The organism is Arthrobacter phoenicis (genome assembly GCF_047238215.1).
Taxonomy (GTDB): domain Bacteria; phylum Actinomycetota; class Actinomycetes; order Actinomycetales; family Micrococcaceae; genus Arthrobacter.
In genome coordinates, this window is record NZ_JBDFMK010000001.1 from 3,476,367 (window position 1) to 3,502,307 (window position 25,941).

Annotated in this window: 24 protein-coding genes; 20 read left to right on the forward strand and 4 right to left on the reverse strand. The window is 68.4% G+C overall.

Annotated elements, in window-relative coordinates; all coding sequences use genetic code 11:
• Positions 1–6 precede the first annotated feature (6 nt).
• The 18 genes from carA to ABC337_RS16580 all read left to right on the forward strand — a co-directional run bounded on the left by carA (position 7) and on the right by ABC337_RS16580 (position 19,104).
• Positions 7–1,266, forward strand: coding sequence for a glutamine-hydrolyzing carbamoyl-phosphate synthase small subunit (gene carA / locus ABC337_RS16495; protein ID WP_412883268.1), 1,260 nt, complete (start codon positions 7–9; stop codon positions 1,264–1,266).
• Positions 1,266–4,589 (forward strand): carbamoyl-phosphate synthase large subunit, encoded by a 3,324-nt coding sequence (gene carB, locus ABC337_RS16500; protein ID WP_412883035.1) that lies wholly within the window; start codon positions 1,266–1,268, stop codon positions 4,587–4,589. The genes carA and carB overlap by 1 nt, the downstream gene beginning before the upstream one ends.
• A complete protein-coding gene (pyrF, locus tag ABC337_RS16505) occupies positions 4,582–5,448 on the forward strand; it encodes an orotidine-5'-phosphate decarboxylase (protein ID WP_412883034.1) in 867 nt (288 codons plus the stop codon). Before carB ends, pyrF begins: the two co-directional genes overlap by 8 nt.
• A gap of 114 nt (positions 5,449–5,562) precedes the next feature.
• Positions 5,563–5,895, forward strand: a complete 333-nt coding sequence (gene mihF, locus ABC337_RS16510; protein WP_290257751.1) for an integration host factor, actinobacterial type — start codon at positions 5,563–5,565, stop codon at positions 5,893–5,895.
• Between the two features lie 19 nt (positions 5,896–5,914).
• Positions 5,915–6,484 (forward strand): guanylate kinase, encoded by a 570-nt coding sequence (gmk, locus tag ABC337_RS16515; RefSeq protein ID WP_290257752.1) that lies wholly within the window; start codon positions 5,915–5,917, stop codon positions 6,482–6,484.
• 44 nt (positions 6,485–6,528) lie between these two features.
• The gene (gene rpoZ / locus ABC337_RS16520) at positions 6,529–6,792 is read left to right on the forward strand and encodes a DNA-directed RNA polymerase subunit omega (RefSeq protein WP_138769242.1); all 264 of its coding nucleotides are present in this window, start codon (positions 6,529–6,531) and stop codon (positions 6,790–6,792) included.
• A gap of 26 nt (positions 6,793–6,818) precedes the next feature.
• Positions 6,819–8,105, forward strand: a complete 1,287-nt coding sequence (locus ABC337_RS16525) for a bifunctional phosphopantothenoylcysteine decarboxylase/phosphopantothenate synthase (protein ID WP_412883033.1) — start codon at positions 6,819–6,821, stop codon at positions 8,103–8,105.
• Positions 8,106–8,183: 78 nt separating this feature from the next.
• The gene (gene metK / locus ABC337_RS16530) at positions 8,184–9,419 is read left to right on the forward strand and encodes a methionine adenosyltransferase (protein ID WP_290257755.1); all 1,236 of its coding nucleotides are present in this window, start codon (positions 8,184–8,186) and stop codon (positions 9,417–9,419) included.
• A gap of 147 nt (positions 9,420–9,566) precedes the next feature.
• Positions 9,567–11,786, forward strand: coding sequence for a primosomal protein N' family DNA-binding protein (locus ABC337_RS16535; protein ID WP_412883032.1), 2,220 nt, complete (start codon positions 9,567–9,569; stop codon positions 11,784–11,786).
• Positions 11,787–12,311 (forward strand): NUDIX domain-containing protein, encoded by a 525-nt coding sequence (locus ABC337_RS16540; RefSeq protein ID WP_412883031.1) that lies wholly within the window; start codon positions 11,787–11,789, stop codon positions 12,309–12,311.
• Positions 12,312–12,439: 128 nt separating this feature from the next.
• Positions 12,440–13,219 carry an alpha/beta fold hydrolase gene (locus ABC337_RS16545; RefSeq protein WP_400158982.1) on the forward strand — a complete coding sequence of 260 codons (780 nt, stop codon included), beginning with the start codon at positions 12,440–12,442 and terminating at the stop codon, positions 13,217–13,219.
• Between the two features lie 208 nt (positions 13,220–13,427).
• On the forward strand, positions 13,428–13,580 hold the full coding sequence (locus ABC337_RS16550; protein ID WP_412883030.1) for a hypothetical protein: 153 nt from the start codon (positions 13,428–13,430) through the stop codon (positions 13,578–13,580).
• Between the two features lie 130 nt (positions 13,581–13,710).
• Positions 13,711–14,238 carry a helix-turn-helix transcriptional regulator gene (locus ABC337_RS16555; protein WP_412883029.1) on the forward strand — a complete coding sequence of 176 codons (528 nt, stop codon included), beginning with the start codon at positions 13,711–13,713 and terminating at the stop codon, positions 14,236–14,238.
• Positions 14,235–14,948 carry an ABC transporter ATP-binding protein gene (locus ABC337_RS16560; RefSeq protein ID WP_412883028.1) on the forward strand — a complete coding sequence of 238 codons (714 nt, stop codon included), beginning with the start codon at positions 14,235–14,237 and terminating at the stop codon, positions 14,946–14,948. The genes ABC337_RS16555 and ABC337_RS16560 overlap by 4 nt, the downstream gene beginning before the upstream one ends.
• Positions 14,945–17,176, forward strand: coding sequence for an FtsX-like permease family protein (locus ABC337_RS16565; RefSeq protein WP_412883027.1), 2,232 nt, complete (start codon positions 14,945–14,947; stop codon positions 17,174–17,176). Before ABC337_RS16560 ends, ABC337_RS16565 begins: the two co-directional genes overlap by 4 nt.
• Positions 17,177–17,224: 48 nt before the next feature.
• A complete protein-coding gene (locus ABC337_RS16570; RefSeq protein ID WP_412883026.1) occupies positions 17,225–17,722 on the forward strand; it encodes a GNAT family N-acetyltransferase in 498 nt (165 codons plus the stop codon).
• Positions 17,723–17,782: 60 nt separating this feature from the next.
• Positions 17,783–18,394 (forward strand): GrpB family protein, encoded by a 612-nt coding sequence (locus tag ABC337_RS16575; protein ID WP_412883025.1) that lies wholly within the window; start codon positions 17,783–17,785, stop codon positions 18,392–18,394.
• A gap of 236 nt (positions 18,395–18,630) precedes the next feature.
• Entirely contained in the window at positions 18,631–19,104 is a 474-nt protein-coding gene (locus ABC337_RS16580; RefSeq protein WP_412883024.1) for a DUF2975 domain-containing protein, read from the forward strand.
• A gap of 36 nt (positions 19,105–19,140) precedes the next feature.
• Here ABC337_RS16580 and ABC337_RS16585 read toward each other — a convergent pair whose 3' ends face one another.
• The 4 genes from ABC337_RS16585 to ABC337_RS16600 are packed head-to-tail and all read right to left on the reverse strand — an operon-like array spanning position 19,141 to position 23,083.
• Positions 19,141–20,232 (reverse strand): glycosyltransferase family 4 protein, encoded by a 1,092-nt coding sequence (locus ABC337_RS16585; protein ID WP_412883023.1) that lies wholly within the window; start codon positions 20,230–20,232, stop codon positions 19,141–19,143.
• The gene (locus ABC337_RS16590) at positions 20,229–21,158 is read right to left on the reverse strand and encodes an alpha/beta fold hydrolase (protein ID WP_412883022.1); all 930 of its coding nucleotides are present in this window, start codon (positions 21,156–21,158) and stop codon (positions 20,229–20,231) included. The genes ABC337_RS16585 and ABC337_RS16590 overlap by 4 nt, the downstream gene beginning before the upstream one ends.
• 44 nt (positions 21,159–21,202) lie before the next feature.
• On the reverse strand, positions 21,203–22,072 hold the full coding sequence (locus ABC337_RS16595) for an aldo/keto reductase (RefSeq protein WP_412883021.1): 870 nt from the start codon (positions 22,070–22,072) through the stop codon (positions 21,203–21,205).
• Positions 22,073–22,120: 48 nt separating this feature from the next.
• Complete coding sequence (locus ABC337_RS16600; RefSeq protein WP_412883020.1) at positions 22,121–23,083, reverse strand: sugar-binding transcriptional regulator; 963 nt, start codon at positions 23,081–23,083, stop codon at positions 22,121–22,123.
• Positions 23,084–23,206: 123 nt separating this feature from the next.
• Here ABC337_RS16600 and ABC337_RS16605 point away from each other — a divergent pair, with 123 nt between their 5' ends.
• Entirely contained in the window at positions 23,207–24,970 is a 1,764-nt protein-coding gene (locus ABC337_RS16605) for a glycerol-3-phosphate dehydrogenase/oxidase (RefSeq protein WP_412893311.1), read from the forward strand.
• Between the two features lie 158 nt (positions 24,971–25,128).
• Entirely contained in the window at positions 25,129–25,881 is a 753-nt protein-coding gene (locus ABC337_RS16610) for an MIP/aquaporin family protein (protein ID WP_290257767.1), read from the forward strand.
• The last annotated feature ends 60 nt before the right edge of the window (positions 25,882–25,941 follow it).

A 25,941-nucleotide genomic window follows, 5' to 3' on the forward strand; every position in this document is an offset into this window, starting at 1 on the left:
CAACCAGTGATCGCAACAGAGCAAGACAAGTCCGAGTCCGGGACCGCCGCCGGCGTCCCCGCCGCGCCGGAGCCCGCCGTGCTGGTCCTCGAGGACGGCCGCATCTTCCGCGGCCGCAGCTACGGCGCCACCGGCACCGCCCTCGGCGAGGCCGTCTTCGCCACCGGCATGACCGGATACCAGGAGACCATCACGGACCCCTCCTACGCCCGCCAGCTCGTGGTCCAGACCGCGCCGCACATCGGCAACACGGGCGTCAACAAGGACGACGCCGAGTCCCGCCGCATCTGGGTGGCCGGCTACGTCGTCCGCGACGCCGCCCGCCGCCCCTCCAACTGGCGCTCCGAGCGGAGCCTGGACGAGGAGCTCACCGAGCAGGGCGTCGTCGGCATCCAGGGCGTGGACACCCGCGCCATCACCCGCCACCTGCGCGAACACAAGACCATGCGCGCCGGCATCTTCTCCGGCGACGCCGCCCGCGCCACGGACAAGGAACTGGTCGACGCCGTCCTCGCCATCACGCCCATGGAAGGCTCCCGCCTGGCCGAAGAGGTCAGCGTCGACGAGGCCTACACGGTCGAGCCCGCCGACTGGGGCTGGGAAGGTGAGCCGCGGTTCAGCATCGCCGCGATCGACCTTGGCATCAAGCGCATGACCCCCATCCGGTTCGCCGAGCGCGGCGTCCGGGTCCACGTCCTGCCGGCCACCGCCACCCTCGAGGACGTCAAGGCCGTCAACCCCGACGGCGTCTTTATGTCCAACGGCCCCGGCGACCCCGCCACCGCCGACACCCAGGTGGGCCTGCTCCGCTCCGTGCTGGACGCCAAGCTGCCCTACTTCGGCATCTGCTTCGGCAACCAGATCCTCGGCCGTGCGCTGGGCTTCGGCACGTACAAGCTGCGCTACGGCCACCGCGGGATCAACCAGCCGGTCATGGACCGCGCCACCGGCAAGGTCGAGATCACCTCGCAGAACCACGGCTTCGCCGTCGACGCCCCGCTGGCGGGCGACACGGTGGCCCCCGAGGAGCGCTTCGGCCGCGTCCAGGTCAGCCACGTCAGCCTCAACGACGACGTCGTCGAGGGCCTGAACTGCCTGGACATCCCCGCCTTCTCGGTCCAGTACCACCCCGAGGCGGCGTCCGGCCCGCACGACGCCGCCTACCTCTTCGACCGCTTCATCGACCTGATGGAGAGCACGAAGACCGCGGCCGCGAACGCCGGCACCACGACCTCCACCGACTCCAAGACTGAGGACAAGAAGTAATGCCCAAGAGAACTGACCTGAAGAGCGTCCTGGTCATCGGTTCCGGCCCGATCGTGATCGGCCAGGCGGCCGAATTCGACTACTCCGGCACCCAGGCACTGCGCGTCCTCAAGGACGAAGGCCTGCGCGTCATCCTCGTCAACTCCAACCCGGCCACCATCATGACCGACCCGGAGTTCGCCGACGCCACCTACATCGAACCGATCACCCCCGAGGTGGTCGAGAAGATCATCGCCAAGGAACGTCCCGACGCCGTCCTGCCCACCCTGGGCGGCCAGACCGCGCTGAACACCGCGATCGCCCTGGACAAGAACGGCGTCCTGGAGACGTACAACGTCGAACTGATCGGCGCCAACATCGCCGCGATCGAACTCGGCGAGGACCGGGAAAAGTTCAAGGGCGTCGTGGAGCGCTGCGGCGCCGAATCAGCCCGCAGCCACATCATCCACACCATCGATGAGGCGCTCACCGCCGCCGAAGACCTGGGCTATCCGATGGTGGTCCGGCCCTCCTTCACCATGGGCGGCCTCGGCTCCGGCCTCGCCTACGACGAGGGCGACCTGCGCCGCATCGTCGGCCAGGGCCTGCAGTACAGCCCCACCACCGAGGTGCTCCTCGAAGAGAGCATCCTCGGCTGGAAGGAGTACGAGCTCGAGATGATGCGCGACAAGAACGACAACGTCGTGGTGGTCTGCTCGATCGAGAACTTCGACCCGGTGGGCGTCCACACCGGCGACTCCATCACCGTCGCCCCGGCCCTGACCCTGACCGACCGCGAGTACCAGCGGCTGCGCGACATCGCGATCGCCGTCATCCGCGAGGTCGGCGTCGACACCGGCGGCTGCAACATCCAGTTCGCCGTCGAACCCGACACCGGCCGCGTCGTCGTCATCGAGATGAACCCGCGCGTCTCCCGCTCCTCGGCCCTGGCCTCCAAGGCCACCGGCTTCGCGATCGCCAAGATCGCCACCAAGCTCTCGCTCGGCTACACCCTGGACGAGATCCCGAACGACATCACGCAGAAGACCCCGGCGTCCTTCGAGCCGACTCTGGACTACGTCGTCGTCAAGGTCCCGCGCTTCGCGTTCGAGAAGTTCCCGGCTGCGGACCCCACCCTGACCACCACCATGAAGTCCGTGGGCGAGGCCATGGCGATGGGCCGCAACTTCACCGAGGCCCTGCAGAAGGCCCTCCGCTCCCTGGAGCAGAAGGGTTCGCAGCTGGACTTCACCCCGGTCCCGGAGTGGGAGGTTGCGGAACTGGTCGAAAAGGCCAAGCGCCCCACCACCGACCGCCTGCACCAGGTCCAGCGCGCCCTGCTGGGCGGCGCCACGGTGGAGCAGCTCTTCGAGGCCACCAAGATCGACCCGTGGTACCTGGACCAGCTGCAGCTGCTCAACGAGATCTCCCTCGAGATCCGCCAGTCCACCGCCCTGACCAAGGAGATGCTGCAGCGCGCCAAGCGGCACGGCTTCTCCGACGCCCAGATCGGCGCCCTGACGCACAACCCGGAGGCCGTGGTCCGCGGCGTCCGGCAGGCCCTGGACATCCGCCCGGTGTACAAGACCGTGGACACCTGCGCCGCCGAATTCGCCGCGTACACTCCGTACCACTACTCCTCCTACGACGAGGAAGACGAGGTTGCGCTGCACGCCAAGCCGTCCATCATCATCCTCGGCTCCGGTCCGAACCGGATCGGCCAGGGCATCGAGTTCGACTACTCCTGCGTCCACGCCTCGATGGCGCTGCGCAAGGCCGGCTACGAGACCGTCATGGTCAACTGCAACCCGGAGACCGTGTCCACCGACTACGACATCTCCACCCGGCTCTACTTCGAACCGCTGACCCTCGAGGACGTCCTCGAAGTCATCGCAGCCGAGGAACGCACCGGCGGCGTCATGGGCGTCTTCGTCCAGCTCGGCGGCCAGACCCCGCTCAAGCTCGCCCAGCAGCTCGCTGACGCCGGCGTGCCGATCCTCGGCACCTCCCCGGAGGCGATCGACCTGGCCGAGCACCGCGGCGCCTTCTCCCGCGTCCTCGACGAGGCCGGCCTGATCGCCCCGAAGAACGGCACCGCCGTGTCCTTCGAGGACGCCAAGAAGATCGCCGACGAGATCGGCTACCCGGTCCTGGTCCGCCCGTCCTACGTCCTGGGCGGCCGCGGCATGGAGATCGTCTACGACGAGGCCAACCTCTCCCGCTACATCGCCAATGCCACCGAGATCACCCCGGACCACCCGGTGCTGATCGACCGGTTCCTCGAGGACGCGGTCGAGATCGACGTCGACGCCCTCTTCGACGGCAAGGACCTGTACCTCGGCGGCATCATGGAGCACATCGAAGAGGCCGGCATCCACTCCGGTGACTCCGCCTGTGTGCTGCCCCCGATCACCCTGGGCAACAACGTGATCGACCGGGTCCGGACCGCCACCCGGGCCATCGCCGAGGGCGTGGGCGTCCGCGGCCTGATCAACATCCAGTTCGCGCTGGCCTCCGACGTGCTCTACGTGCTCGAGGCGAACCCGCGTGCGTCCCGCACCGTGCCGTTCGTCTCCAAGGCCACCGGGGTGCAGATGGCCAAGGCGGCCGCGCTGATCGGCGCCGGCGTCACCATCAACCAGCTCCGCAGCGCCTACAAGATGCTGCCGGAGTCCGGTGACGGCTCCACCCTGCCGCTGGATGCCCCCGTGGCCGTCAAGGAAGCCGTGCTGCCGTTCAGCCGGTTCCGGACCCCGGAGGGCAAGGTGGTCGACTCCCTGCTCGGCCCGGAAATGCGCTCCACCGGCGAGGTCATGGGCATCGACAAGCACTTCGACACCGCCTTCGCCAAGAGCCAGGCCGGGGCCAACAACGCCCTTCCCACCGAGGGCAAGGTGTTCGTCTCCGTCGCCAACCGGGACAAGCGCGCCGTCATCATGGCGGTCAAGCGCCTCTCCGACCTCGGCTTCGAGATCGTCTCCACCGGCGGCACGGCCGACGTGCTGCGCCGCAACGGCCTGCAGGCCACCCCGGTCCGCAAGGTCGCCGAGGGCAGCAGCGCCGAGGGCGAAGGGACCATCGCGGACCTGATCGTCGCGGGCGAGATCGACATGGTCTTCAACACCCCCTCCGGTGGCGAGGCCCGCAGCGACGGCTACGAGATCCGCGCCGCCGCGACGTCCATCGGCATCCCCTGCATCACGACCGTGGCCGAGTTCAATGCCGCGGTGCAGGCGATCGAGGCGATGCGGACCTACGAATGGTCGGTCACCAGCCTGCAGGAGCACGCCGCGGCCCTCGCCGAATCGCAGGAAGCCGCCCAGACCGCGGCGCAGCATGCCTGAGCAGGGCACGGACACCACGGCCGGCCGGGAGTCCTTCGGCTCCCGGCTGGGCCGGGCCATGGCCGTGCGCGGCCCGCTCTGCGTCGGTATTGACCCGCATCCGGCGCTGCTGAGCGCCTGGGGCCTGAACGACGACGCCGCCGGCGTCGAACGCTTCTCGCTCACAGTGCTCGAGGCCGTGGGTCCGCTCGCCGCCGCGGTGAAGCCGCAGGTTGCGCTCTACGAACGGCACGGCTCCGCCGGCATGGCCGTGCTGGAACGCACCCTCGCCGAGTGCACCGCCGGGGGAGTGCTCAGCATCGCCGACGCCAAACGCGGCGACATCGGCTCCACCATGGCCGCCTACGCCGACGCGTGGCTGCGGGACGGCTCGGCCCTGGCCGCCGACTCCGTCACCCTCAGCCCCTACCTGGGCTTCGAATCGCTGCGCCCGGCTCTGGACCTCGCGGCTGAGGCCGGCCGCGGCGTCTTCGTCCTGGCCCTGACCTCCAACCCGGAGGGCGCCTCCGTGCAGCACGTGGGCGGGGCGGATTCCGTGGCCCGGCGGATCGTCACCGCCGCGGCCGGGGAGAACCGGCGCTACGACGGCGCCATGGGCTCGGTGGGCCTCGTCGTCGGCGCCACCGTCGGCTCGGCCCTGTTCGACCTCGGCCTGGACCTGGAGGCCGTCCGCGGCCCCATCCTGGCCCCCGGCCTGGGCGCCCAGGGTGCCACTCCCGCCGACCTCAAGCGGACCTTCGGGGCCGCCTACGGCCAGGTCCTCGGCACCTCGAGCCGGGACATCCTGGCCGCGGGTCCGGACAGCGCCGGCCTGCGGGCCGCGGCCCAGCGCACCCTCGACGGGCTGCGGACCGCCTGACACGGGGCTGAACCGCTCCGCGCGGCTTCAGGGGGCGGTGAGGCCGGGGTCCTCCATTGCGTTCCGACGCTGCCAAAGGGTAGGTTCGGGAACAGCTACGCAGGGAGGACCCCAGTGAGTTTGCGACCCCTCACGCCGCAGGAGCGTGCCGATGCCCTGCGCAAGGCTGCCGCCGCCCGGGTCACCCGGGCCGAGGCCAAGGAGCGGCTGAAGTCGGGCCGGCTGTCCATCACCGAACTGCTCGGCGCCGCGGAAACGGACGAGGCGGTGGCCCGCATGCGGGTGGTGGAACTGCTCGAGGCCCTGCCCGGCATCGGCCAGGTCCGTGCCGCGGCGATCATGGAGCGGCTCGGCATCGCGGCCTCCCGCCGGGTGCGGGGGCTGGGAATCCACCAACGCGCCGCGCTGGTAGATTTTATAGACGAGAAGCAGCCCCGTTCGAAATAAAGCACCGCTAAAGGAATATGTGAGCAAGAAACCCGGACTGACAGTCCTCGCCGGACCGACCGCCGTCGGCAAAGGCACCGTGTCCACCTACATCCGGGACAACTACCCCGGCGTCTGGCTCTCGGTCTCCGCCACCACCCGCGAACCGCGGCCGGGCGAGCAGGACGGCGTGCACTACTTCTTCAAGACCGCCGACGAGTTCGACGAACTGGTGGCGAAGGGCGAACTGCTGGAATGGGCCGTGGTGCACGGCCGCAACCGCTACGGCACCCTCCGCTCCACCGTCGACGCCGCCATCGCCGAGGGACGCTCCGTCCTCCTGGAGATCGACCTGCAGGGCGCGCGCCAGGTCAAGCAGGCCGTCCCGGACGCTCAGTTCGTGTTCCTGGCCCCGCCGAGCTGGGACGAAATGGTCCGCCGCCTGGTGGGCCGCGGCACGGAATCCGCGGAAGAACAGCAGCAAAGGCTGGAAACCGCTAAACTAGAACTTGCTGCTGAACCGGAGTTTGACCACACCGTGGTCAACGACGACGTTCGCCGTGCAGCTGACGAGCTTGTTTCACTCATGGGGCTGACCCCGAACCCGTAACCTCGGCCGCGGGACGTATCGGCCCGTAAGAATTTGGAGAATTCGTGTCCACGAACCTTGAAGGCATCATCAACCCGCCGATCGACGAACTGCTGAAGGCAGCCGACTCGAAGTACGGCCTGGTGATCTTCGGTGCCAAGCGTGCCCGCCAGATCAACGCCTACTACGCTCAGCTGCACGAGGGCCTTTTCGAGTACGTCGGCCCGCTGGTCGACACCAAGCTGAACGAGAAGTCGCTGTCCATCGCCCTGCGCGAGATCAACGAAGGCAAGCTCGTTTCCACGCCGATCGAGGCCGCCGCAGAGTAATTGCTCTGCTGCCTGACGGAGGTCACGTGCGCATAGTCCTCGGAGTCGGGGGAGGGATTGCCGCCTACAAGGCGGCATCGCTCCTCCGGCTTTTTACTGAAGCCGGTCATGACGTCACCGTCATCCCCACCGACGCCTCCACCCGGTTCGTGGGGGTTGCCACCTGGGAGGCCCTCTCCGGGCACCCGGTGAGCAACAGCGTCTTCGACGACGTGCACACCGTCAACCACGTCCGGCTCGGCCACGAGGCGGAACTGATCGTGGTGGCGCCGGCGACGGCGGACCTGCTGGCCCGCGCGGCCACGGGGCAGGCCAACGACCTGCTCACCAACACGCTGCTGATGGCCGGCGGGCCGGTCCTGATGGCCCCCGCCATGCACACCGAGATGTGGCGCCACCAGGCCACGCAGGCGAACGTCGAGACCCTGCGCACCCGGGGCATCACCGTTCTGGATCCCGACTCCGGTCGCCTCACCGGCGCCGACTCCGGCCCCGGCCGGCTGCCCGAACCCGCCGCGATCTTCGCCGCAGCCATGGCGCTGGCCGAATCCTCCGGCATCCCCGACGCCCCGGAGTGTGCTGCGGCCCCCGGCCCTGTCGGCCCCACGGCTGCCGGCCCCGGCCCGCTGTCCGGCACCAGGGTCACCATCAGCGCCGGCGGCACCCGTGAACCACTGGACCCGGTCCGATTCCTTGGCAACCGCTCCTCCGGGAAGCAGGGCGTGGCTCTCGCCGCCGCCGCCCGCGACGCCGGCGCGAAGGTCCGGCTGCTCGCCGCGCACATGGACGTCCCCGCGCCCGAGGGGGTCGACGTCGTCCGCGTAGAAACCGCGCTGGAACTCCGGCAGGCCGCCCTGCGCGCCTCCGCCGAGTCGGACGTCATCATCATGGCCGCCGCCGTCGCCGATTTCCGCCCGGCCGAAACCTCCGGGACCAAGATCAAGAAGCGCGACGACACCGCCGACCCGGTCATCACCCTGGTCCGCAACCCGGACATCCTCAAGGAACTGGTGGAGGTCCGCGACACCGCTTCCCGCAACCAGCTGATTGTGGGCTTCGCCGCCGAGACCGGCGACGCCGACGGCGGGGTCCTCGAGTACGCCGAGGCCAAGTTGCGGCGCAAGGGCTGCGACCTCCTGGTGGTCAACCAGGTGGGCCGCGATGAGGTCTTCGGCCAGGACACCAATTCCGTAGTCATCCTTGCCCGCTCCGGCTCCGAACCCCAAGAGGCGTCGGGCAGCAAGTCCGATGTCGCTGCTGCCGTGATCGACCGCGTCAGCGCCGAGCTGAGCCGGGTGCAACCGCCCGCCTGACACCCGGCGTTAGCAAGGTCTCCCTCACCGGAGGTCACGCGCCGCTGTATGCCCGTTCCCAACCAGTAAGGTAGTTGAGTGACTTTACCGCTGCACATCCCAGACTTCCACGGGTCCACGCCCGCCTCGCTCCGGCTCTTCACCTCCGAGTCCGTGACGGAGGGACACCCGGACAAGATCTGTGACCAGATCAGCGATGCCATCCTCGACGCCCTGCTGGCCAAGGACCCTGAGTCCCGGGTCGCCGTCGAAACCCTCGCCACCACCGGCCTGGTCCACGTTGCCGGCGAGGTGACCACCGACGCTTACGTCGAGATCCCGCAGATCGTCCGCGAGACGATCCTGGGCATCGGCTACGACTCCTCCGCCAACGGTTTCGACGGCGCCCGCTGCGGCGTGTCCGTCTCCATTGGCCAGCAGTCCAACGACATAGCCGGCGGCGTCTTCAACTCCATCGAGGCCCGCGAAGGCCGCCAGGAGGACGACTACGACCTCCAGGGCGCCGGCGACCAGGGCCTCATGTTCGGCTACGCCAGCGACGAAACCCCCTCCTACATGCCGGTCCCGATCTGGCTCGCGCACCGGCTCTCCGAACGCCTCACCGAGGTCCGCAAGTCCGGCCAGCTGGACTACCTGCGCCCCGACGGCAAGACCCAGGTCACCGTGGGCTACGACGGCGATCGCCCGGTCTCGCTTGAAACCGTCGTGATCTCCAGCCAGCACGCCGAGGGCGCCAGCCTTGACCAGCTCCGGGCCGACCTCGCCGAGCAGGTGGTGAACCCGGTGATGGCCATGTCCAACCTGGACACCTCCCGCTCGCGCAACATCCTCAACCCCGCCGGCGCCTTCGTGATCGGCGGCCCGGTGGGCGACGCCGGCCTGACCGGCCGCAAGATCATCGTCGACACCTACGGCGGCATGGCCCGCCACGGCGGCGGCGCCTTCTCCGGCAAGGATCCGTCGAAGGTGGACCGCTCGGCGGCTTACGCCATGCGCTGGGTGGCGAAGAACGTGGTTGCCGCCGGCCTGGCCCGCCGTGCCGAGATCCAGATCGCCTACGCCATCGGCCAGGCCCGCCCCGTGGGCACCTACGTCGAAACCTTCGGCACCGAGACCGTGGACCCGGCGCGCATCAGCGAGGCGATCTCCGAGATCTTCGACCTGCGCCCGCGCGCCATCATCGATGCCCTCGACCTCAAGCGCCCGATCTACGCCAAGACCGCCGCGCACGGCCACTTCGGCCGCGACGAACCGGACTTCACTTGGGAGCGGCTGGACCGCGTGGACGCGCTGAAGGCCTTCTTCAACGCCTGATTCCACATTGTCAGTGCTCTGTGATGTGCTGTAGCCAGGCCGCCAACCGGCGGCCTGGCTACATGCTTTAACCCGCCCTTTCGGCCGGGCCCGCAGCCTTTTGAATGCCGTTGTGCCGGCCCGAAGCACCTGGGAAAGGAGAGACCCGTGAGCGAGTCACGCCGCGCCGCCGCGCCGGAGGAACCCTTCCAGCTCTCCCTCCTGCAGGGCTTCCCGGCCTCCGCCGCCGCGGCGGGTCCCGCCCTGGCCGCCGAACTTCCCGTGGCACGGGTGCAGTTGGAGAGCTTCCTGCCGCACCTGGACCGGCCCTTTGACTACAGCGTGCCCGCGGACCTGGACGCTGCGGCCCGGCCCGGCGTTCGGGTGAAGGTCAAGTTTGGCGGGCAGGAGCTTGGCGGCTTCCTGCTGGAACGCGTAGCCGCCTCCGACGCCGGGCATGAGATGGTGCCGCTGCACAAGGTGGTTTCCCCGGTGCCCGTGCTGACTCCCGGGGTGGCAGCGCTGGCGGAGCGCGTCGCGGCCCGCTACGCCGGCACCGTCAGTGACGTCCTGCGCGTTGCCGTGCCGCCGCGGATGGCGAGGCTGGAGAAGGAATTCGCCCCCGGCGGTGACCTGGACCCGGCTCTGTTTACCGAACCCGTGCCCGAGGATGCCGGGACTGAGGCACTCCCGCCGGACAAGGCGGCACCGGCGGCAGTTCTGCCGCCCTCGGGCTGGTCCGCCTACCGCAACGGCGGTGCGTTCCTGCAGCACCTGGGCGCGGGGGAGTCGCCCCGTGCGGTGCTCTCGGCGCTGCAAGGCTTCGGCCCCGCGGCGTGGCCCCGGCTGATCGCCGAAGCCGTCGCGGCCGTGCGCCGCTCTGGCCGGGGCGCCGTCGTCGTCGTTCCCGACTACCGGGACCTGGACCGGGTGGAGGCGGCGCTCCTGGAGCTGCTGCCCGCCGCGGACGTGGCGCGGCTGACCGCCGACGACGGGCCCACCCCGCGCTACCGGAACTTCCTGCGGGTGCTCAGCGGGGCGGCAGGCGTCGTGGTCGGGACGCGGTCGGCCGCCTACGCCCCGGTGCACCGCCTCGGACTGGTGATCTGCTGGGACGACGGGGACGACCTGCACATCGAACAACGGGCGCCGTACGCCCATGCGCGCGAGGTGCTCCTGCTGCGGGCGGTGCACGAAGGGGCGGCCTGCCTACTCGCCGGGCACGCCCGTAGCACGGAGACCCAGCGGCTGGTGGAGTCCGGCTGGGCACTTCCCGTCGAAGCGGACCGCACCGTGGTGCGCCGGACCGTGCCGCGTGTGGTGAATACCGCGGACAGCTTCGAGCAGGAGCGCGACCCGCTGGCCCGGATCGCCCGTCTCCCCGGCGCGGCATGGCGTGCGGCGAAGGAGGGCCTGGAACGCGGACCGGTACTGGTGCAGGTGGCCCGCGCCGGGTATGCGCCGTCGCTGGCGTGTGAGCGCTGCCGCGAACCGGCCCGCTGCACCGCCTGCAACGGCCCGCTGGCCATCAACGGACCCGCCGGCAGCGGCGCCGTCCCGGTCTGCCGCTGGTGCTGCACCGCGGCGGGTCATTGGCGGTGTGCCACCTGCAACGGCACTCAGCTCCGCCGGGGCGCCACCGGGGCGCTCCGGACCGCGGAGGAACTGGGCCGCGCTTTCCCCGGCAAACCCGTGGTGAACTCGTCCGGTGACCGGGTCCTGGCCACCGTCCCGGACACCAAGGCCCTCGTGGTCGCCACCGTGGGAGCCGAGCCCGTGGCGGCGGGCGGATACGCCGCCGCGCTGCTGCTGGACGGAGATTCCCTGCTGCGCCGCGAGAACCTTAGGGCGGGCGAGGACGCCGTGCGCCGCTGGTTCAATGCCGCCGCCCTGGTCCGGCCCGCCGCCGATGGCGGCCTGGTGGTGATCACCGCCGACGACGCCGCGGGCGTGGGTGCGCTGCTGCGTTGGGATCCCGCCGGTTATGCCGGCCGGGAACTCGGACTCCGGCAGGAACTGTCGCTGCCCCCGGCGGTGCGGGTCGCGTCCCTGACCGGGCCGAGGACGGCGGTCGGGCATTTCACCTCCGCCGTCGAGGCCGGCCTCGCGTCGCGGGGCATCACGCTGCGGACCGCCGGACCGGCGCCGCTTCCCGGCTCCGGGTTTCCGGCGCCGGGCGTGCCGGGTGCGGGGATTCCGGGTGCCGGTGGGCTGGGTGTCCAGGCCGGCGGCGCGTCCCGCGGCGAAGACGTCCGGACGCTGCTGTTCATTCCGTACGCCCAGGCAGCCGAAGTGACTAAGGCGCTGCGGGCCGTTAAGGCGGCCGCCGCGGCCAAGCGAAGCGACGACCCGGTGCAGGTCCGGCTCGACGGCGTGGACGTGCTGTAGATGGCGCCGATCCATGGCCCGGACGCCGTTGCCGCGGCGCTGCGTGACCTTGCCGCGGCCGAGAAGGTTGAGGACGGGGCGGAGCGTTGGTTCCGAAGCGTGTGGATGGCGGAGCAGCACCCCCTGGCGGCAGACGTGTGGGTTTTTTCGCCCGACTACCTGAGCATCCTCGTGGTGGATCATCCCTGGCGAGGGCTGGTACCGCCGGGCGGGAAGGTGGAACCGGGGGAGACCTCCCGTGAGGGCGCCGTACGGGAGCTGGCCGAGGAGACCGGGCTCGTCCTGGAGGTCGCCGCGGTCCCGGCCTTCGCTGCTGTCCGGTCCTACCGGGACGACTTGCCGCCGACGCTGAACCTCTCCTACTGGTCGATCGCCAGCCCTGGGACGGCCCGCCTCGTTCCGGAGGCGGACCAACCCGCCCTGTGGGTTGACGTCGGCAGCGCTTGGAGGACTTACCACGCCGACGACGCGCAGGTGATCTCGGGATTTGCGGAACGGAAGCGCCGCGAACGGCGAGACCTTTAGGCAGACGCCTCGGCTGCTGTTCCCAGAGGAACGCTGAGGCGATGACCGCGCCCACGTTGGTGAGGAGCTTGCAGTTCCGAACTGGAGTGCTCCCGTGATCGTGGCGGCCCGCACAGTAGAGTGAAGCCATGTTGCACTCAACCCGGCAGGGCTCCGGTAAGCCGCTCCTCCTGGTCCATGGTCTCGGATCCAGTGCAGGAAACTGGAACCCGATAGTCCCGGCGCTGGCTGCTGAACGAGATGTCATCGCCGTCGATCTGCCCGGGTGCGGGGAATCCGCCCCCCTGACCGGCGAGACGACCATCGCGACGCTGACCGATGCCGTCGAAGCCTTCATCGGCGAAGCGGAACTGGGCGACATTGATCTGGTCGGCAGCTCCATGGGGGCACGCATGGCCTTGGAAATGGCGCGGCGGGGGCACGCCGGGACCACGGTCGCGCTCGACCCTGGAGGTTTTTGGAGTGACCGCCAGGCCGCGATCTTTGGTGCCAGCATCAAGGCGTCCGTCGCGCTGGTGCGCCGCATCCAGCCGGTGCTTCCTTTCCTCACGGGAAACCCCGTGGGCCGCACGGCCCTGTTGGCTCAGTTCTCCGCGCATCCCTGGAGGCTGCCGCAGGACCTGGTGCTGCATGAGCTTCGCGGTTTCAAGACGTCAACCAGCCTGGACCCGGCCCTCGACGCGCTGATTCACGGCCCCCGCCAGGAAGGCGCTCCGGCGGGTTCACTCAAGGGCAGAGTGGTCATTGGATGGGGGCGAAAGGACAAGGTGACTGTTCCGGGCGAGGCGGCCCGGGCTATGGACCTTTTCCCGGATGCAACTCTCCACTGGTTCGACGACTGCGGTCATTTCCCGCACTGGGACCAGCCCCGGGAGACGGTGCGACTGATCCTGGACAGCACCGGCTGAGCGATCCGCCGCTAGATCAGCCCGCGCCCGGCAACTCCACCAACCGAGGTCCTACCGCCGTCGTCGGCCCTGCTCCCGCAGCGCCACCGCTTCCTCGGCCGCGGCGAGCAGCCGGCGCGCCGATTCGTCCCAGCTGAACTCCGCGGCACGGCGCACGGACCGGTCCTTCCTCGGCGCCGGATCTTCCAGGGCGCGGACGGCGGCCGGCGTGGACTCTATCGTTGTGAAGGCCGTCGATTCCTCCGGCCTCGGTGGCGCTAGTGAACTGAAGATCGAGAGCGAGCCGACGGGGGAGCACCCCCACGGTCCGGGCTGCGGCCGACCGTTTCGTTTCAAGCCGGTGCAGGTGCTGCCGTCGTGAGGATTGGTTGGTTCGCTGTCGACCTGCGTGCCGGGAACGCCACGTGTTCCGCACCCATGGTTGCTTCCCCGACCGACACGGTCCCCTGATGTCCCCGCAAGCTCTATACACTCGGTGTATAGATAGAGGCGTGAATAATTCGCTGACCTTGCTGGGCTTACTCAGTCGTGAACCGAGCTACGGATACGACCTCAAGCACTCCTATGACCGCTATTTCGGCTCCGGCAAGGCGCTTGCTTTCGGCCAGGTCTATTCGACGCTTTCCCGCATGGTCAGGGACGAGCTCATCCGGGCCCTCGGCGAAGAAACCGGAGGCGGTCCGGACCGCAAAAAGTATGAAATCACCCTGGCCGGCCAAAACAAGGTTCGGGAGTGGCTCTTCACGCCGGATGTACCGTCAGGGTCGCTCCAGAGTGAACTCTTTGCCAAGACCGTCATTGCTTTGCTGCTCGACGACGACGCCGACCGATTGCTCGATGTGCAGCGACGGGAGCACATGTCCCGCATGCGCGAACTGACCCGCATGAAACAGGATGCGGACCTCTTGCACGTTCTGGTCTGCGACCACGGCCTGTTTCATATCGAGGCCGACCTGCGCTGGATCGATCACACGAGCGCCCGCCTAACCCGACTCAAGAAGGAGCTTCACAGCGCATGAGCACCCTTAGGAATGTGGACATCATCCTCAGTGCCCGAAGCCTGCGGCACTCCTTCGGCCAAACGGAGGCCCTGCGCGGGATCGACCTGGACATCAAAGCGGGCGAGGTGCTGGCGATCATGGGTCCGTCTGGATCCGGAAAGTCCACGCTCCTGCACTGCCTCGCAGGGGTGTTGACACCCGACGCCGGGACGGTCACCTATCGTCCCGCCGACGGACAGCCGCTGGTCATTAGTTCTCTGAGCGAATCAAACCGTTCACGGTTGCGGCTGACGGACTTCGGTTTCGTCTTCCAGTTCGGCCAGTTGCTGCCGGAGCTCTCCGCGGCGGACAACGTCAGCCTGCCCCTGCTCCTCTCCGGTACCAAACGCAGGGAAGCCCTGCACAAGTCCACGGAACTCCTGGATCGTCTCGGTCTACAGGGCCTGGGCGCCAAGCTGCCAGGGGAACTTTCCGGAGGGCAGGCCCAGCGCGTCGCCGTCGCACGTGCGCTGGTGACCTCCCCCGCCGTACTCTTTGCCGATGAGCCAACCGGGGCCCTGGATTCCCTAGCCTCCGAAAACGTGCTGGCGCTGATGCTTGAGTTGGTCCGGGAAGCCGGCACCACGGTGGTCCTCATCACCCATGACGCGCGCACCGCGGCGTATGCAGACCGGGAAGTGGTGGTGCGCGACGGCGTCGTAGGCACCGGCTATCGGGTGACCGCATGAACTACGCGGTGCTCAGGATGGCCAGCCTCGGCAGCCGGTCCTCCTTCGGTCGGCTGGCCGGAATCGTCGGCGGAACCGCCGTCGGGGTATGCCTTCTCCTCCTACTGTGGGGTGGCGCCAACGGCTTGACCGCGCGCGACGACCGCGGCGCCTGGCTGCGCGAGACCGGCCAACCGTCCGCGGTAGCCGGGCCAAGCGGTGACACCAGCTCTCCCAGCCCGCCGGTGCCGGTGCAGCTGACCGCCGGCACGGTTCTTGTTGAACCCAACGGGAGTGAAATCTTTCGGGACCACCTGATTGAGCGGAGAGACGTCGCTGCTCTCGCCGGCACCACTGTTGGCATCCCGGGTGTGGGCAAACCGCCGGAACCGGGCGATTATGTTGCGTCTCCGGCGCTGCAGCACCTCATCGACATAACACCGGGCGACGAGCTGGGCAGCCGTTTCGGGAAGTTCGCAGGGGTCATTGACGATTCTGCTCTTCCTGGTCCAGACTCCCTGGTCGTCGTCAGGGGAGCGACGGAAGCCGAACTCCGCCAGAACGGCAGGGCCGTCCTAATCTCGGACTTCACCAGGAATCCCTACGGCGGGAGCGCAGCGGCTTACAACACCGTGCTCTGCGTGGGCGCACTGGCTGTGCTCTTCCCCGTGCTGCTCTTGATCAGCATCGTTACCGGTCTCGGCGCCGCCCAACGGAGGGAGCGTTACGCGAGCCTGCGCGTCATCGGCGCGTCGCCGCGCGTCGTTGCCACGATCGCTGCGGTTGAGACCGCGGTCCCGAGTCTGATCGGGGCCGCTGTGGGAACGGTATTGGCGGTAGCGTTGCGGCCCGCCGCAGCGCTCATACCCGTCAACGGCAGCAGAATGTTCGTCACCGATCTAAGCACCGGGTGGATGGCAGCAGTCGTCGTCGTTGTCGTTGTCGTTGTGGCCTCGGCCTTCGTTGCCGGGCACCGCACCCTTCGTGCCGGGATCGGACCCCTGGGTGTGACAAGGGCGGCGCATGAAAAAAGGCCCGCCGTGTGGCGGGCCGTGCCTGCCGCGGCCGGTCTTGCTGCCCTGGCCGCGGCCATCCTCGCAGACCGGAGTGGTGAGGCGGTTCTGATGCGGGTGTCCTCACTGCTTCTCATCGCCGGCTTTCTCCTTGTCCTGGTCGGCATCGTCGCCATTGGTCCCTGGCTGACCCGGCTGGTGAGCGGGCTGGCGTTGAAGGGGGCGCGGACCGCGGACGGAGTGATTGCCGCTGGCCGGATCCAACGGACCCCGGTTGCGACCTTCCGCTCGGTGTCCGGTCTGGTGGTTGCCGTCTTCGTCGTCTCGGTCTTTGCCGGCGGCGCCAGTGTCGTCGCCTCGCCTAAGACGCCACCGGCCACACCGGGCCTGATGCAGCCCAGCAGCCTCAGCGCCACGATCGCCACCGGAGCGAAGCCTGACCAGGTCGTTGAAACCGTTCGGCGGGCCGAAGAAACCTCCGGGATCAGGAGTGCTGTCATCGGCTACGGGCCGGCGGCCCTCTCCGAGAGGGGTGCCGCCCGCGAGATCTACTTTCCTGCGGGGGCCGCGGCGGCGCTCGGATTCAGAGAATTCCCGGCTGTGGACACGGTCGCCGTCGATGGGTCGTTCTTCTATTCTTGGTCGGTGCAGCCCCTCGAATTGACCGCGGCACCCACCGGCACGCTGGATGGCCTGGTTCCTGTCGTCGTCGTGATCGCTACCGACGGCACCCCCGCAGCGGTGGACCGAGCCAGGACAGTCTTGAACACTTCCGGCGTGACGGCCGCGCCGGCAGAGTCCCCGTCGGATATCACGCTGCGGTCGTCGGGACGCCTGATTCAGGGCCTGGCAGCTCTCGCCTATCTCGGTATGTTCTTTTCGATCGTCATTGCTGGGATCTCGCTGGCAGTCGCCACGGCCTCAGCCATGCTGGACCGGCGGAGGGTACTCGGGCTCATGCGGTTGATGGGGATGCCTGCGTCAGTCCTGCGCCGTGTGATCGCCCGGGAAGCCGCCGTCCCTCTCCTGACCGTTGTCTTAATCTCTGTAACTCTTGGCTGCGTCGTCGCTTGGCTGATGGTTACGTACCTCGATGACTCGTATCGGCTCACCTGGCCGGCGCCGGAGTATTTCGTCATGCTGGGACTCAGCCTGGTTCTGGCCCTCGGGGCCGTCGTCGCGACGTTCGGTCTGACCGGCAGAAGCTCCGCGCTGCCGTCCACACGTTTTGAGTGACACCCGGGCTGCGTCTGTTTCGCAGGGATGCTCTGGCATTATGTGGTGATGTCGTTCTCGTTGCGCCAGCCCACTCTCTCCGACTCTGACCGCATCGCCGTATTGCACGTGGAGACGTGGCGGGAGACGTACTCGCATCTGCTTTCTGAGGTCTTCTTTACGGAACGGCATGTCCAGGGGCGCCAGCGGATGTGGGAACACATTCTCGGAAACCCCGGCGGGGATCGGTGCGTCCGGATCGCCGAGGGCGACCAACAGCAGATCATAGGGTTCGCGATGACGGGGCCCAGTTTTGGCCCCGGTGATCAGGAACTTCCCCGCGACCGCCAATTGTTCTGCCTCTATGTGGCCGCGGCCCATCACGGCACTGGGGTTGGACAGGCACTGCTTGACACCACCGCAGGAAACGCTCCGACCATGCTGTGGGTCGCAAAGGACAATCCACGTGCGGTGGCCTTCTACCGTCGCAACGGCTTCGAGTTCGACGGCGTGGAGCAGCAAGATCCGGGCGCGCCGAAAATTACCGATGCCCGCATGGTCCGCTAACGCACAACATGATCGGTCTCGGTCCATCCCGCGGAATCGGGGCCGCGCAATAATGGCCGGATGCCCTCCACCCATGACATCGTTACTTTCCACGATCCCCCCGTCCCCGAGGGACAGTCGCCCTATGTGGGCGACGCCGGCCCTTCGCCTGACGTCGATGTCGTCGAGTCGAAGGCGATCTGGCCCGACCAGTTCCGCCACCTTGAGGACCGAGTCCGACGGGCGCTGGGCTGGCGCGTCCTGGAACTGGAGCACGTCGGTTCAACCGCTGTTCCAATGCTCCCGGCGAAGGCCATTATCGACATCGATCTTGTCGTTGCGGACCCCAATAATGAGCGGGCGTACGTCCCGGCCCTCCTGGATGGGGGTTTCGAGCTGCGCATCCGGGAACCTTGGTGGTTTGGTCATCGAGTACTTCGGCACGGTGAGCCCGCCTGCCATCTGCACGTTTTCGGTTACGACAGCCCAGAAACGGTGAAGCACCGGATCTTCCGCGACTGGCTGCGCGCCAATCCCGATGAACGTGATCTCTACGCGGCAGCCAAACAACAAGCGGCAGCGGAGGCCTTTTCCTCGGGCGAGCATTCGATGCAGTACAACGCACGCAAACAAAAGGTCATGAGGGAGATCTACCACCGGGCTTTCGTTGCCACGGGACTGCTGGACTCATGAGCGCAGGCTCCTGCTCGATCGGTACGCTCGTCCCCGTTGCGCCGCCCTCGTGCAAGGATGGGGTCATGACACCCAGCGACGGCGGGCGTAGAGTCGCTCACACTTCGGAGAGCAACGCAGTCGGCTTCGGTTCGCTCCCGGAGCGCCGGAATCAGCCATATACGTGAACTTTATCCGCGCTGATGCGGGTAACCGGGAAAAGTTAAAGGGCGGTGACATCGATGCGGACGAGTGAAGTGGACGACGGCGGCCGGCATCCCGGCACTCTGCTGGCCGTCAACGTAGGGCTCTCGGCAGTACTGGGCGCATTGATGCTGGTTCAGGTATGGCACTTGCCGGCGGCGGTGGCGAGGGCCGTTGCCCTCTTTCCGGAAGCAGTTCCGCTCGCCGCCCCCGCACTTGTCTGGGGCGTTTGCGCCATTGCCTGCTGGCAGGCTGTAGCCGTGGGAGGGTTGCGGCTCGTCCACCTTCCTCGCAGGCCGCAAGCAGAGGCGTCGACGCGCCGATGGGTCTTCGGAGTCATCGGCTGCCTGCTGGCGTTCGTAGTCCTCGATGGATTGGCCCTCACCCGGCTGAATGAAGCAGGCTTCACCCCTCCAGGGCTGATACTCGGACTTATAGCGAGCGGGTTCATCAGCCTGATCGCGGCTGCGGCCCTGGCTTTGTTCCTGGCAAGCGGTCCCTCACTTCGCGTAGCGATCCGCCGCTAGATCAGCCCGCGCCCGGCAACGCCACCAACCGAGGCCCTACCGCCGTCGTCGGCCCTGCTCCCGCAGCGCCACCGCCTCCTCCGCCGCGGCGAGGAGCCGGCGGGCAGATTCGTCCCAGCTGAACTCCGCGGCCCGGCGCACGGACCGCACGGACCGGTCCTTCCACAGCGCCGGATCCTCCAGATCGCGGACGGCGGCCGCGAAGTCGGCCGGCGAGGATGGATCCACGTAGCTGACCACGTCCGAACCCACCTCGCGGAAAATTGGGATGTCGCTGGCGATCACCGGCGTCCCATGTGACATCGCCTCCACCAGCGGCAGCCCGTAGCCCTCTGCTTTGGACAGGCTTACCAGCGCGGTGGTCCGGGCCAGGAGGGCTACGTACTCCTCGTCCGTGACCCCGTTGTGGAACACCACGTTGGCGCCCGCGGGCACCAGTGCCTCCAGCTCGGCACGGCGCTCGGGCGTAATCCGGCTCAGCAGGTGGAGCGTCATCTCCGGCAGCTCCGCCATGCCGCGGACCATTGTCTCAACGTTTTTGTAGGGCATGAACGAGCCCATGTACAGCAGCGTCTTCTCGGCCCCGGCGCCGGGATCACGAGGGGTCAGCCCCGGCTGGGGTGCGTTCCCGACGATCCGCACCGGGCGCCTGGTCAGCCGGTACTTGGCCATCAGCGCCTCGGTGGTGGCGCTGATGGTGGCCACGACATCGGCCCGGTTGAGCAGCACCCGTTGCGGCCAGAACGCCTTGTGGTACAGCCTCCACAGCACCCGGACGGGCGCCGGCAGGAAGCCGGGGGGAGCCGGGTGCTCGTAATAGATCAGGTCGTGGAGGGTCAGGATTAGCGCGTACTTCCGCCCCCAGCTGCCCATGGTCTGCATCGGGCAGACGACGACGTCGGCCCCCAGCGTGTTGACCTTCCGGGCGACGAACAGCTCGGCCGGGGAGAGCGGGCTGTTGATCAGCGTGTAGGGCACGTCCGGCAGCAGCGCGAGCTGGCGGGTGTCGCTGATCAGCATGGACACGTCGGCCACCTTGGCGGCGGCCGCGATCAGGCTGGAACCGTAGCGGCTGATGCCGTCGTGGTGGTCCAGCCGGGTGAAGCGGGCGTCGATGAGAATTTTCACGCGGCGTGGTCCTTCAGGAAGCGGCGGATGAAACCGGCGGCGGGTTCGGGGGTCTCGTAGTGGATCAGGTGTCCGACGCCGGGGATCACGTCCAGGGTGCCGTCGGGAAGGCGGGGGAGCAGTTTGTGCTGGTCCGGCAGGGCGGCAATCTCATCCTTCTCCCCGGCGATCAGCAACACCGGCAGCGTCAGACGCTCGGCGACCTCGGCCACGTTGTTTCCCACCGAGGCCTTGAAGGCCTCCAGCAGGCTGTCCCGGTCCGCGAAGGCGGAGAAGTAGGCGGTGTGCTGGGCGTGGACGAACTGCCGCAGGCGCTTGTCCCTGGTCTTGGCCATGGTCTCGCTCATCACCCGCACGATCAGCTGGTTGCGCAGCAGGGCGTTCCCCAGCCGGCGGGGGAGCCGCGCCGCGGCCTCGTAGTAGAGCACCGCGGCCTTGGTCATCAGTCCCTTCGGGCCCTCCAGGGCCGGCGCCGCGATCGGGTTGATGAGGATCAGTTCGGACACCGCGTCCGGGTGATGGGCGACGAAGTGGCTGGTGATGATCGAGCCGAACGAGTGGCCCAGCAGCACCGTTTCCGGTCCCAGCCCCAGGGCGGCCATGAAGTCGGCCACGAACCGCCCGTAGCCCTCCACGCTGTGCGCACCGGCGGCAAGGGCACCGGAGACGCCGAAGCCCGGCAGGTCGGGCATGACCAGGCGCATCTCGGGGAGCTGGTCCGCCACCCGGAGCAGGCCGTGGTGGTCGCCGCGGAAGCCGTGGATCACCAGGATGGTGCGGGTGTCCAGGGTTTCCTGCACGGGTTCATACGTCCAGTACGCCACCCGGGTCCCGTTAAGGTCCACGGTGGAGGCGGTGGCGCGGTTCTGCAGGGCGGCGCTGAGGAGCGGTTGCGGGGGAGGGGGCTGGGTCGCCACGAGTTCCATTCGTTGTGGTGGGGGGCCTGTGGTGGGGTGCAGGCGGCGGGGCGTCAGTTGACGTTGTCCGGATTTGACCCGGAGCGGAAGCCTCGCTCCAGCCCGGCGAGGGCGTCCAGGTCAGCCGTCGTCAGCTCGAACCCGAAGACGTCGTGGTTTTCGTGGATCCGGGCGTAGGAGCTGGCCTTCGGGATGACCACATTGCCCAGTTGCAGGTGCCACCGGATGATGACCTGCGCGGGGGAGCGGCGGTGGGCGGCGGCGATCTCCGTCACCACCGGGTCCTCGAGGACCTGGCCGCGACCCAGCGGGCTCCAGGCTTCCGTCACGATCCCCAGGGAGGAGTGAAGTTCGCGCAGTTCGGCCTGCTGCAGCCACGGGTGCAGCTCGATCTGGTTCACCGCGGGGACCACCTCGGCGCCCTGCAGCAGCCGGTCAAGGTGCGCCGGCTGGAAGTTGGACACGCCGATCGCGCGGACCCGTCCCTCCCGGTAGAGGGTCTCCAGCGCCCGGTAGCTGTCCGTGTAGAGGCCACGCCCGGGGCAGGGCCAGTGGATCAGGTAAAGGTCGAGGTACTCGAGGCCCAGCTTGGCCATCGAGGTGTCGAAAGCCCGCAGCGTCGCGTCGTAGCCCTGATCGTCATTCCACAGCTTGGTGGTGACGAAGAGGTCCTCACGCGTCAGCCGGGGGTGCCGCTCCCCGGAGCCGCCGGTGGCGCCGTCGAACGCTGCCAGCGCACCAATCGCCTTGCCGACGCCGGTCTCGTTGCGGTACATCGCGGCGGTGTCGAAGTGCCGGTAGCCGGCCTCCAGGGCCATGGTCACCAGCCCGGCGGCGTCGGCCGGCGGCACCTTGTACATCCCGTATCCCAGGCGGTCCATCAGCACACCGTTGTTCAGCGTCACCCGCGGCGTCATTCTCATAGCAACGACTCTACCTAGTACCCCGGCCTCTCCGGCGTTCTCTCCGCCTCAGCCGAGCCCCTCGGTGCTTACCAGCCGCCGGGCACTGGCCTCGTCCAGGATCAGGTCCGTCGCCAGCCCCGCGGCCAGGGCGCCGCGCAGTCCATTGATCTTGGAGGCGCCGGAGACCACGCAGATCCGCCGCCGGACCTGACGCAGCTGCGCCAGGTCCGGCCCGGTGGAGCGTTCGTTCAGGGTGATGCCGTCGGAGGAGCCGTCCGCGCGGAAGAACACGGTCGCTACGTCGCCCACGACGTCGGACCCGGCCAGGATGCTGAGGTCGTCCTCGTCGAGGTAGCCGCCGGCATAGACGTGGCTGGGGTAGTCGGCGTCGACCGATCCGACACCGAAAATGGCGATGCTCATCCGCGCCTGCAGTTGGAGGATGCGCTGCACGCTGCGCTCATTCCACATGGCCTGCTTGGTGGCGGCGTGGTCGAAGAACGCGGGCACCGGGAACTGTTCCACCCGCGCGCCGTAGGCGCTGCCGAAGCGGCGCATGATGTCCGAGGCGTAGGTGATGCCCGTGGTCTGCATGTTTCCGGCGCCGTTGAGCTGGACGATGATGCTGTCGTGCGTAATCTTCCGGGTCAGGTGACGGCTGACCGCGCTCAGCGTGGATCCCCACGCGACACCGATGATGGCGTTCGAATCAACCAGCGGGCCGATGGTCCGCGCGGCCTGCATGGCCACCCGGTCAAGGGTTTCCGCCTCGTTCAGGGTGTCCACCACCGGAACCACGTGGACGTCCACCTTGTATTCGGCCTTGATCCGGCTGGCGAGCTCCGGTCCGGTGTCCAACGGGCTGCGGATCTGGATCTGCACCAGGCCCGATTCCCGGGCCGCGGAGAGCAACCGCGAGACGGTCGAACGCGAGGTCCGAAGCTCCCGTGCGATCGCGTCCATGGTCAGGTCCTGGAGGTAGTACAACTGGGCCGCCCGGAGGGCGTCCGACTGGCGCGTCGGCGACATTGCGGCTCCCTTCTGCACGTTTGTGCATAGTGCTTGACTCCATTTTCCATTACTCCAAAGAATAGTCATGAACGGCGTCGTGCCAGAGGCGCGCCGCGCAGCGTCAAGCCCCAAGGAGCAGTGTTGGGAAACAAGGTCAGTTCCGGTCATCCGGCCCCCGGTCAGCAGCGCACATCGGTGCAGCAACTGCGGGACCGTCCGCACGCACAGGTACTCATCATCGGCGGGGGCATCAACGGAGTCGGGACGTTCCGGGACCTGGCGCTCCAGGGCGTCGACGTCGCCCTCGTCGAGCGCGGCGACTTCTGCCAGGGGGCCAGCGGCGCCTCCTCGCACATGATCCACGGCGGCATCCGCTACCTCGAAAACGGCGAGTTCCGCCTGGTGCAGGAGTCCGTGGTCGAACGCAACCGCCTGCTGCGGATCGCCCCGCACTACGTCAAGCCGCTGCAGACCACCATCCCGATCTTCAGCACCTTCTCCGGCATCCTCGCCGCACCGCTGCGGTTCCTCACCCACAAGCAGGGCAAGCACACCGAGCGCGGCGCCTTCCTGATCAAGGCCGGCCTGACCATGTACGACTTCTTCTCCCGCGACGGCGGCACCGTGCCCCGGCACCAGTTCCGCGGCCGGAAGAACGCCCTGGCCGAGCTGCCCCGCCTCCACCCCGGCATCAAGTACGCCGCGACCTACTTCGACGCCTCTGTGCACAACCCGGAGCGCCTCACCCTGGACGTGCTCCAGGACGGCGAGAAGGCCGGCGAGGCGGGCGGCAACGGCGCCCGCGCCAGCAACTACCTCTCCCTCGTCTCCATGGGCACCGCGGCCGACGGCAAGTCCGGCTCCGTGCAGCTGCGTGACGAACTGACCGGCGAGGTCTTCGACTTCACCGCCGACGTCGTGGTCAACACCACCGGTGCTTGGGTGGACCTCACCAACGAGGCCATGGGCGCCGCGTCGAAGTTCATGGGCGGCACCAAGGGCTCGCACATCGTGCTGGACCACCCGGAACTGCTCGAAGCCTGCCAGGGCCGCGAGATCTTCTTCGAGCACACCGACGGCCGCATCGTGCTGATCTACCCGATGGGTGACCGCGTCCTGGTCGGCACCACCGACATCGACGCCGACATGGCCAAGGACGCCGTCTGCACCGACGCCGAGATCGACTACTTCTTCGACCTGATCGGCCACGTCTTCCCGGACCTGCCGGTCAGCCGCGAGCAGATCGTCTACACCTTCTCCGGCGTCCGCCCGCTGCCGCGCCACGACGAAACCCAGCCCGGCTTCGTCAGCCGCGACTACCGCATCGAACGCCGCGGCGGCAACGGCAGCCCGGTGGTGCTGAGCCTCGTCGGCGGCAAGTGGACCACGTTCCGCGCCCTCGCCGAACACCTCAGCAACGACGTGCTGGCCGAACTGGGCCGCAGCCGCAAGGTCTCCACCGCCAAGATGGCGATCGGCGGCGGCGCCGGCTTCCCCGAGTCCGAGGAAGGCGTGCAGCGCTGGATCAAGGCCCACATGGCCTCCGGCCGCGACGCGGACCGGACCGCCGGCCTGCTCACCCGCTACGGCACCCGCGCCGAGGCCGTCATGGAGTTCCTCGACGCCGGTGAGGACCGGATGCTGCGCTCCACGCGTGAGCTGAGCGTCCGCGAGCTGGAGTTCATGGCCCGCAACGAGCAGATCGGCCACCTGATCGACGTGCTGATCCGCCGCACCTCGCTGGCGTTCCGCGGCCTGGTCACCGGCGAACTGCTCAACGAGGTCGCCGACGTCCTGTCCGGCCCGCTGGGCTGGGACGCCGCCACCCGCAGCGCCGAAATCACCCACGCCCAGGAGGTGCTGGAACGCTTCCACGGCGTCCAGGTCCACAGCCTGGTTGCCTAACACTTGAGCGGCCGGGGGCACTTTTCCCCCGGCCGCGAAGGCTGCCACCAGGGCCCGACGGGCCCGAAGGCAGTTGCCGGCCGGCAGCGTGAAACCGCTGCCGGCCACACGTCCCCTCCACCCGCGAGGGACGACAACAGAAAATAGAGGAGTCAAAGATGTCTCTTGGAATAGTTTTCCTGTCCGAAGTATTCGGTACCGCAATGCTGACCCTGCTGGGTTGCGGCGTTGTGGCCAACGTCGCGCTCAAAGGCACCAAGGGCAACAACGGCGGGTTCCTGATGGTCACCTGGGGCTGGGGTATTGCCGTCTTCGCCGGTGTCTTCGTGGCCGTCAAGTCCGGCGCGCACCTGAACCCGGCCGTGACCTTCGGACTGCTGCTCAACGGCAAGAAGGAGTACGCACCCGGCGTCGCCGTCGACTTCGGCTCAACCCTGACCTACTTCGGTGGCGAGCTGCTCGGCGCCTTCCTGGGCGCCGTCGTCATGTGGCTGGCCCACAAGCAGCACTTCGACGCCGAGCCCGAACCCGCCAGCAAGCTGGGTGTGTTCTCCACCGGCCCCGCCATCCGCTCCACCCCGTGGAACCTGATCACCGAGATCATCGGCACCTTCGTCCTGGTCTTCGTCATCCTGACCTTCGGCGGAACCCCCTCCGGCCTCGGCCCGCTGGCCGTCGCCCTCCTGGTGGTCGGCATCGGCGTCTCCCTCGGCGGCCCCACCGGCTACGCCATCAACCCCGCCCGTGACCTCGGCCCCCGCATCGCCCACGCGCTGCTCCCGATCAAGGGCAAGGGCTCCTCGGACTGGAGCTACTCCTGGATCCCGGTCGTGGGTCCGCTGGTCGGCGGCGGCCTCGCCGGCATCGTGGCGGCCATTGTGCCGATCATCGCCACCGCCGCCGCTTCCTAACCCGAACACCCCCGTACGCATTACCTTCAACCGCCAGGCAATACAGACAAGGACGTCAAC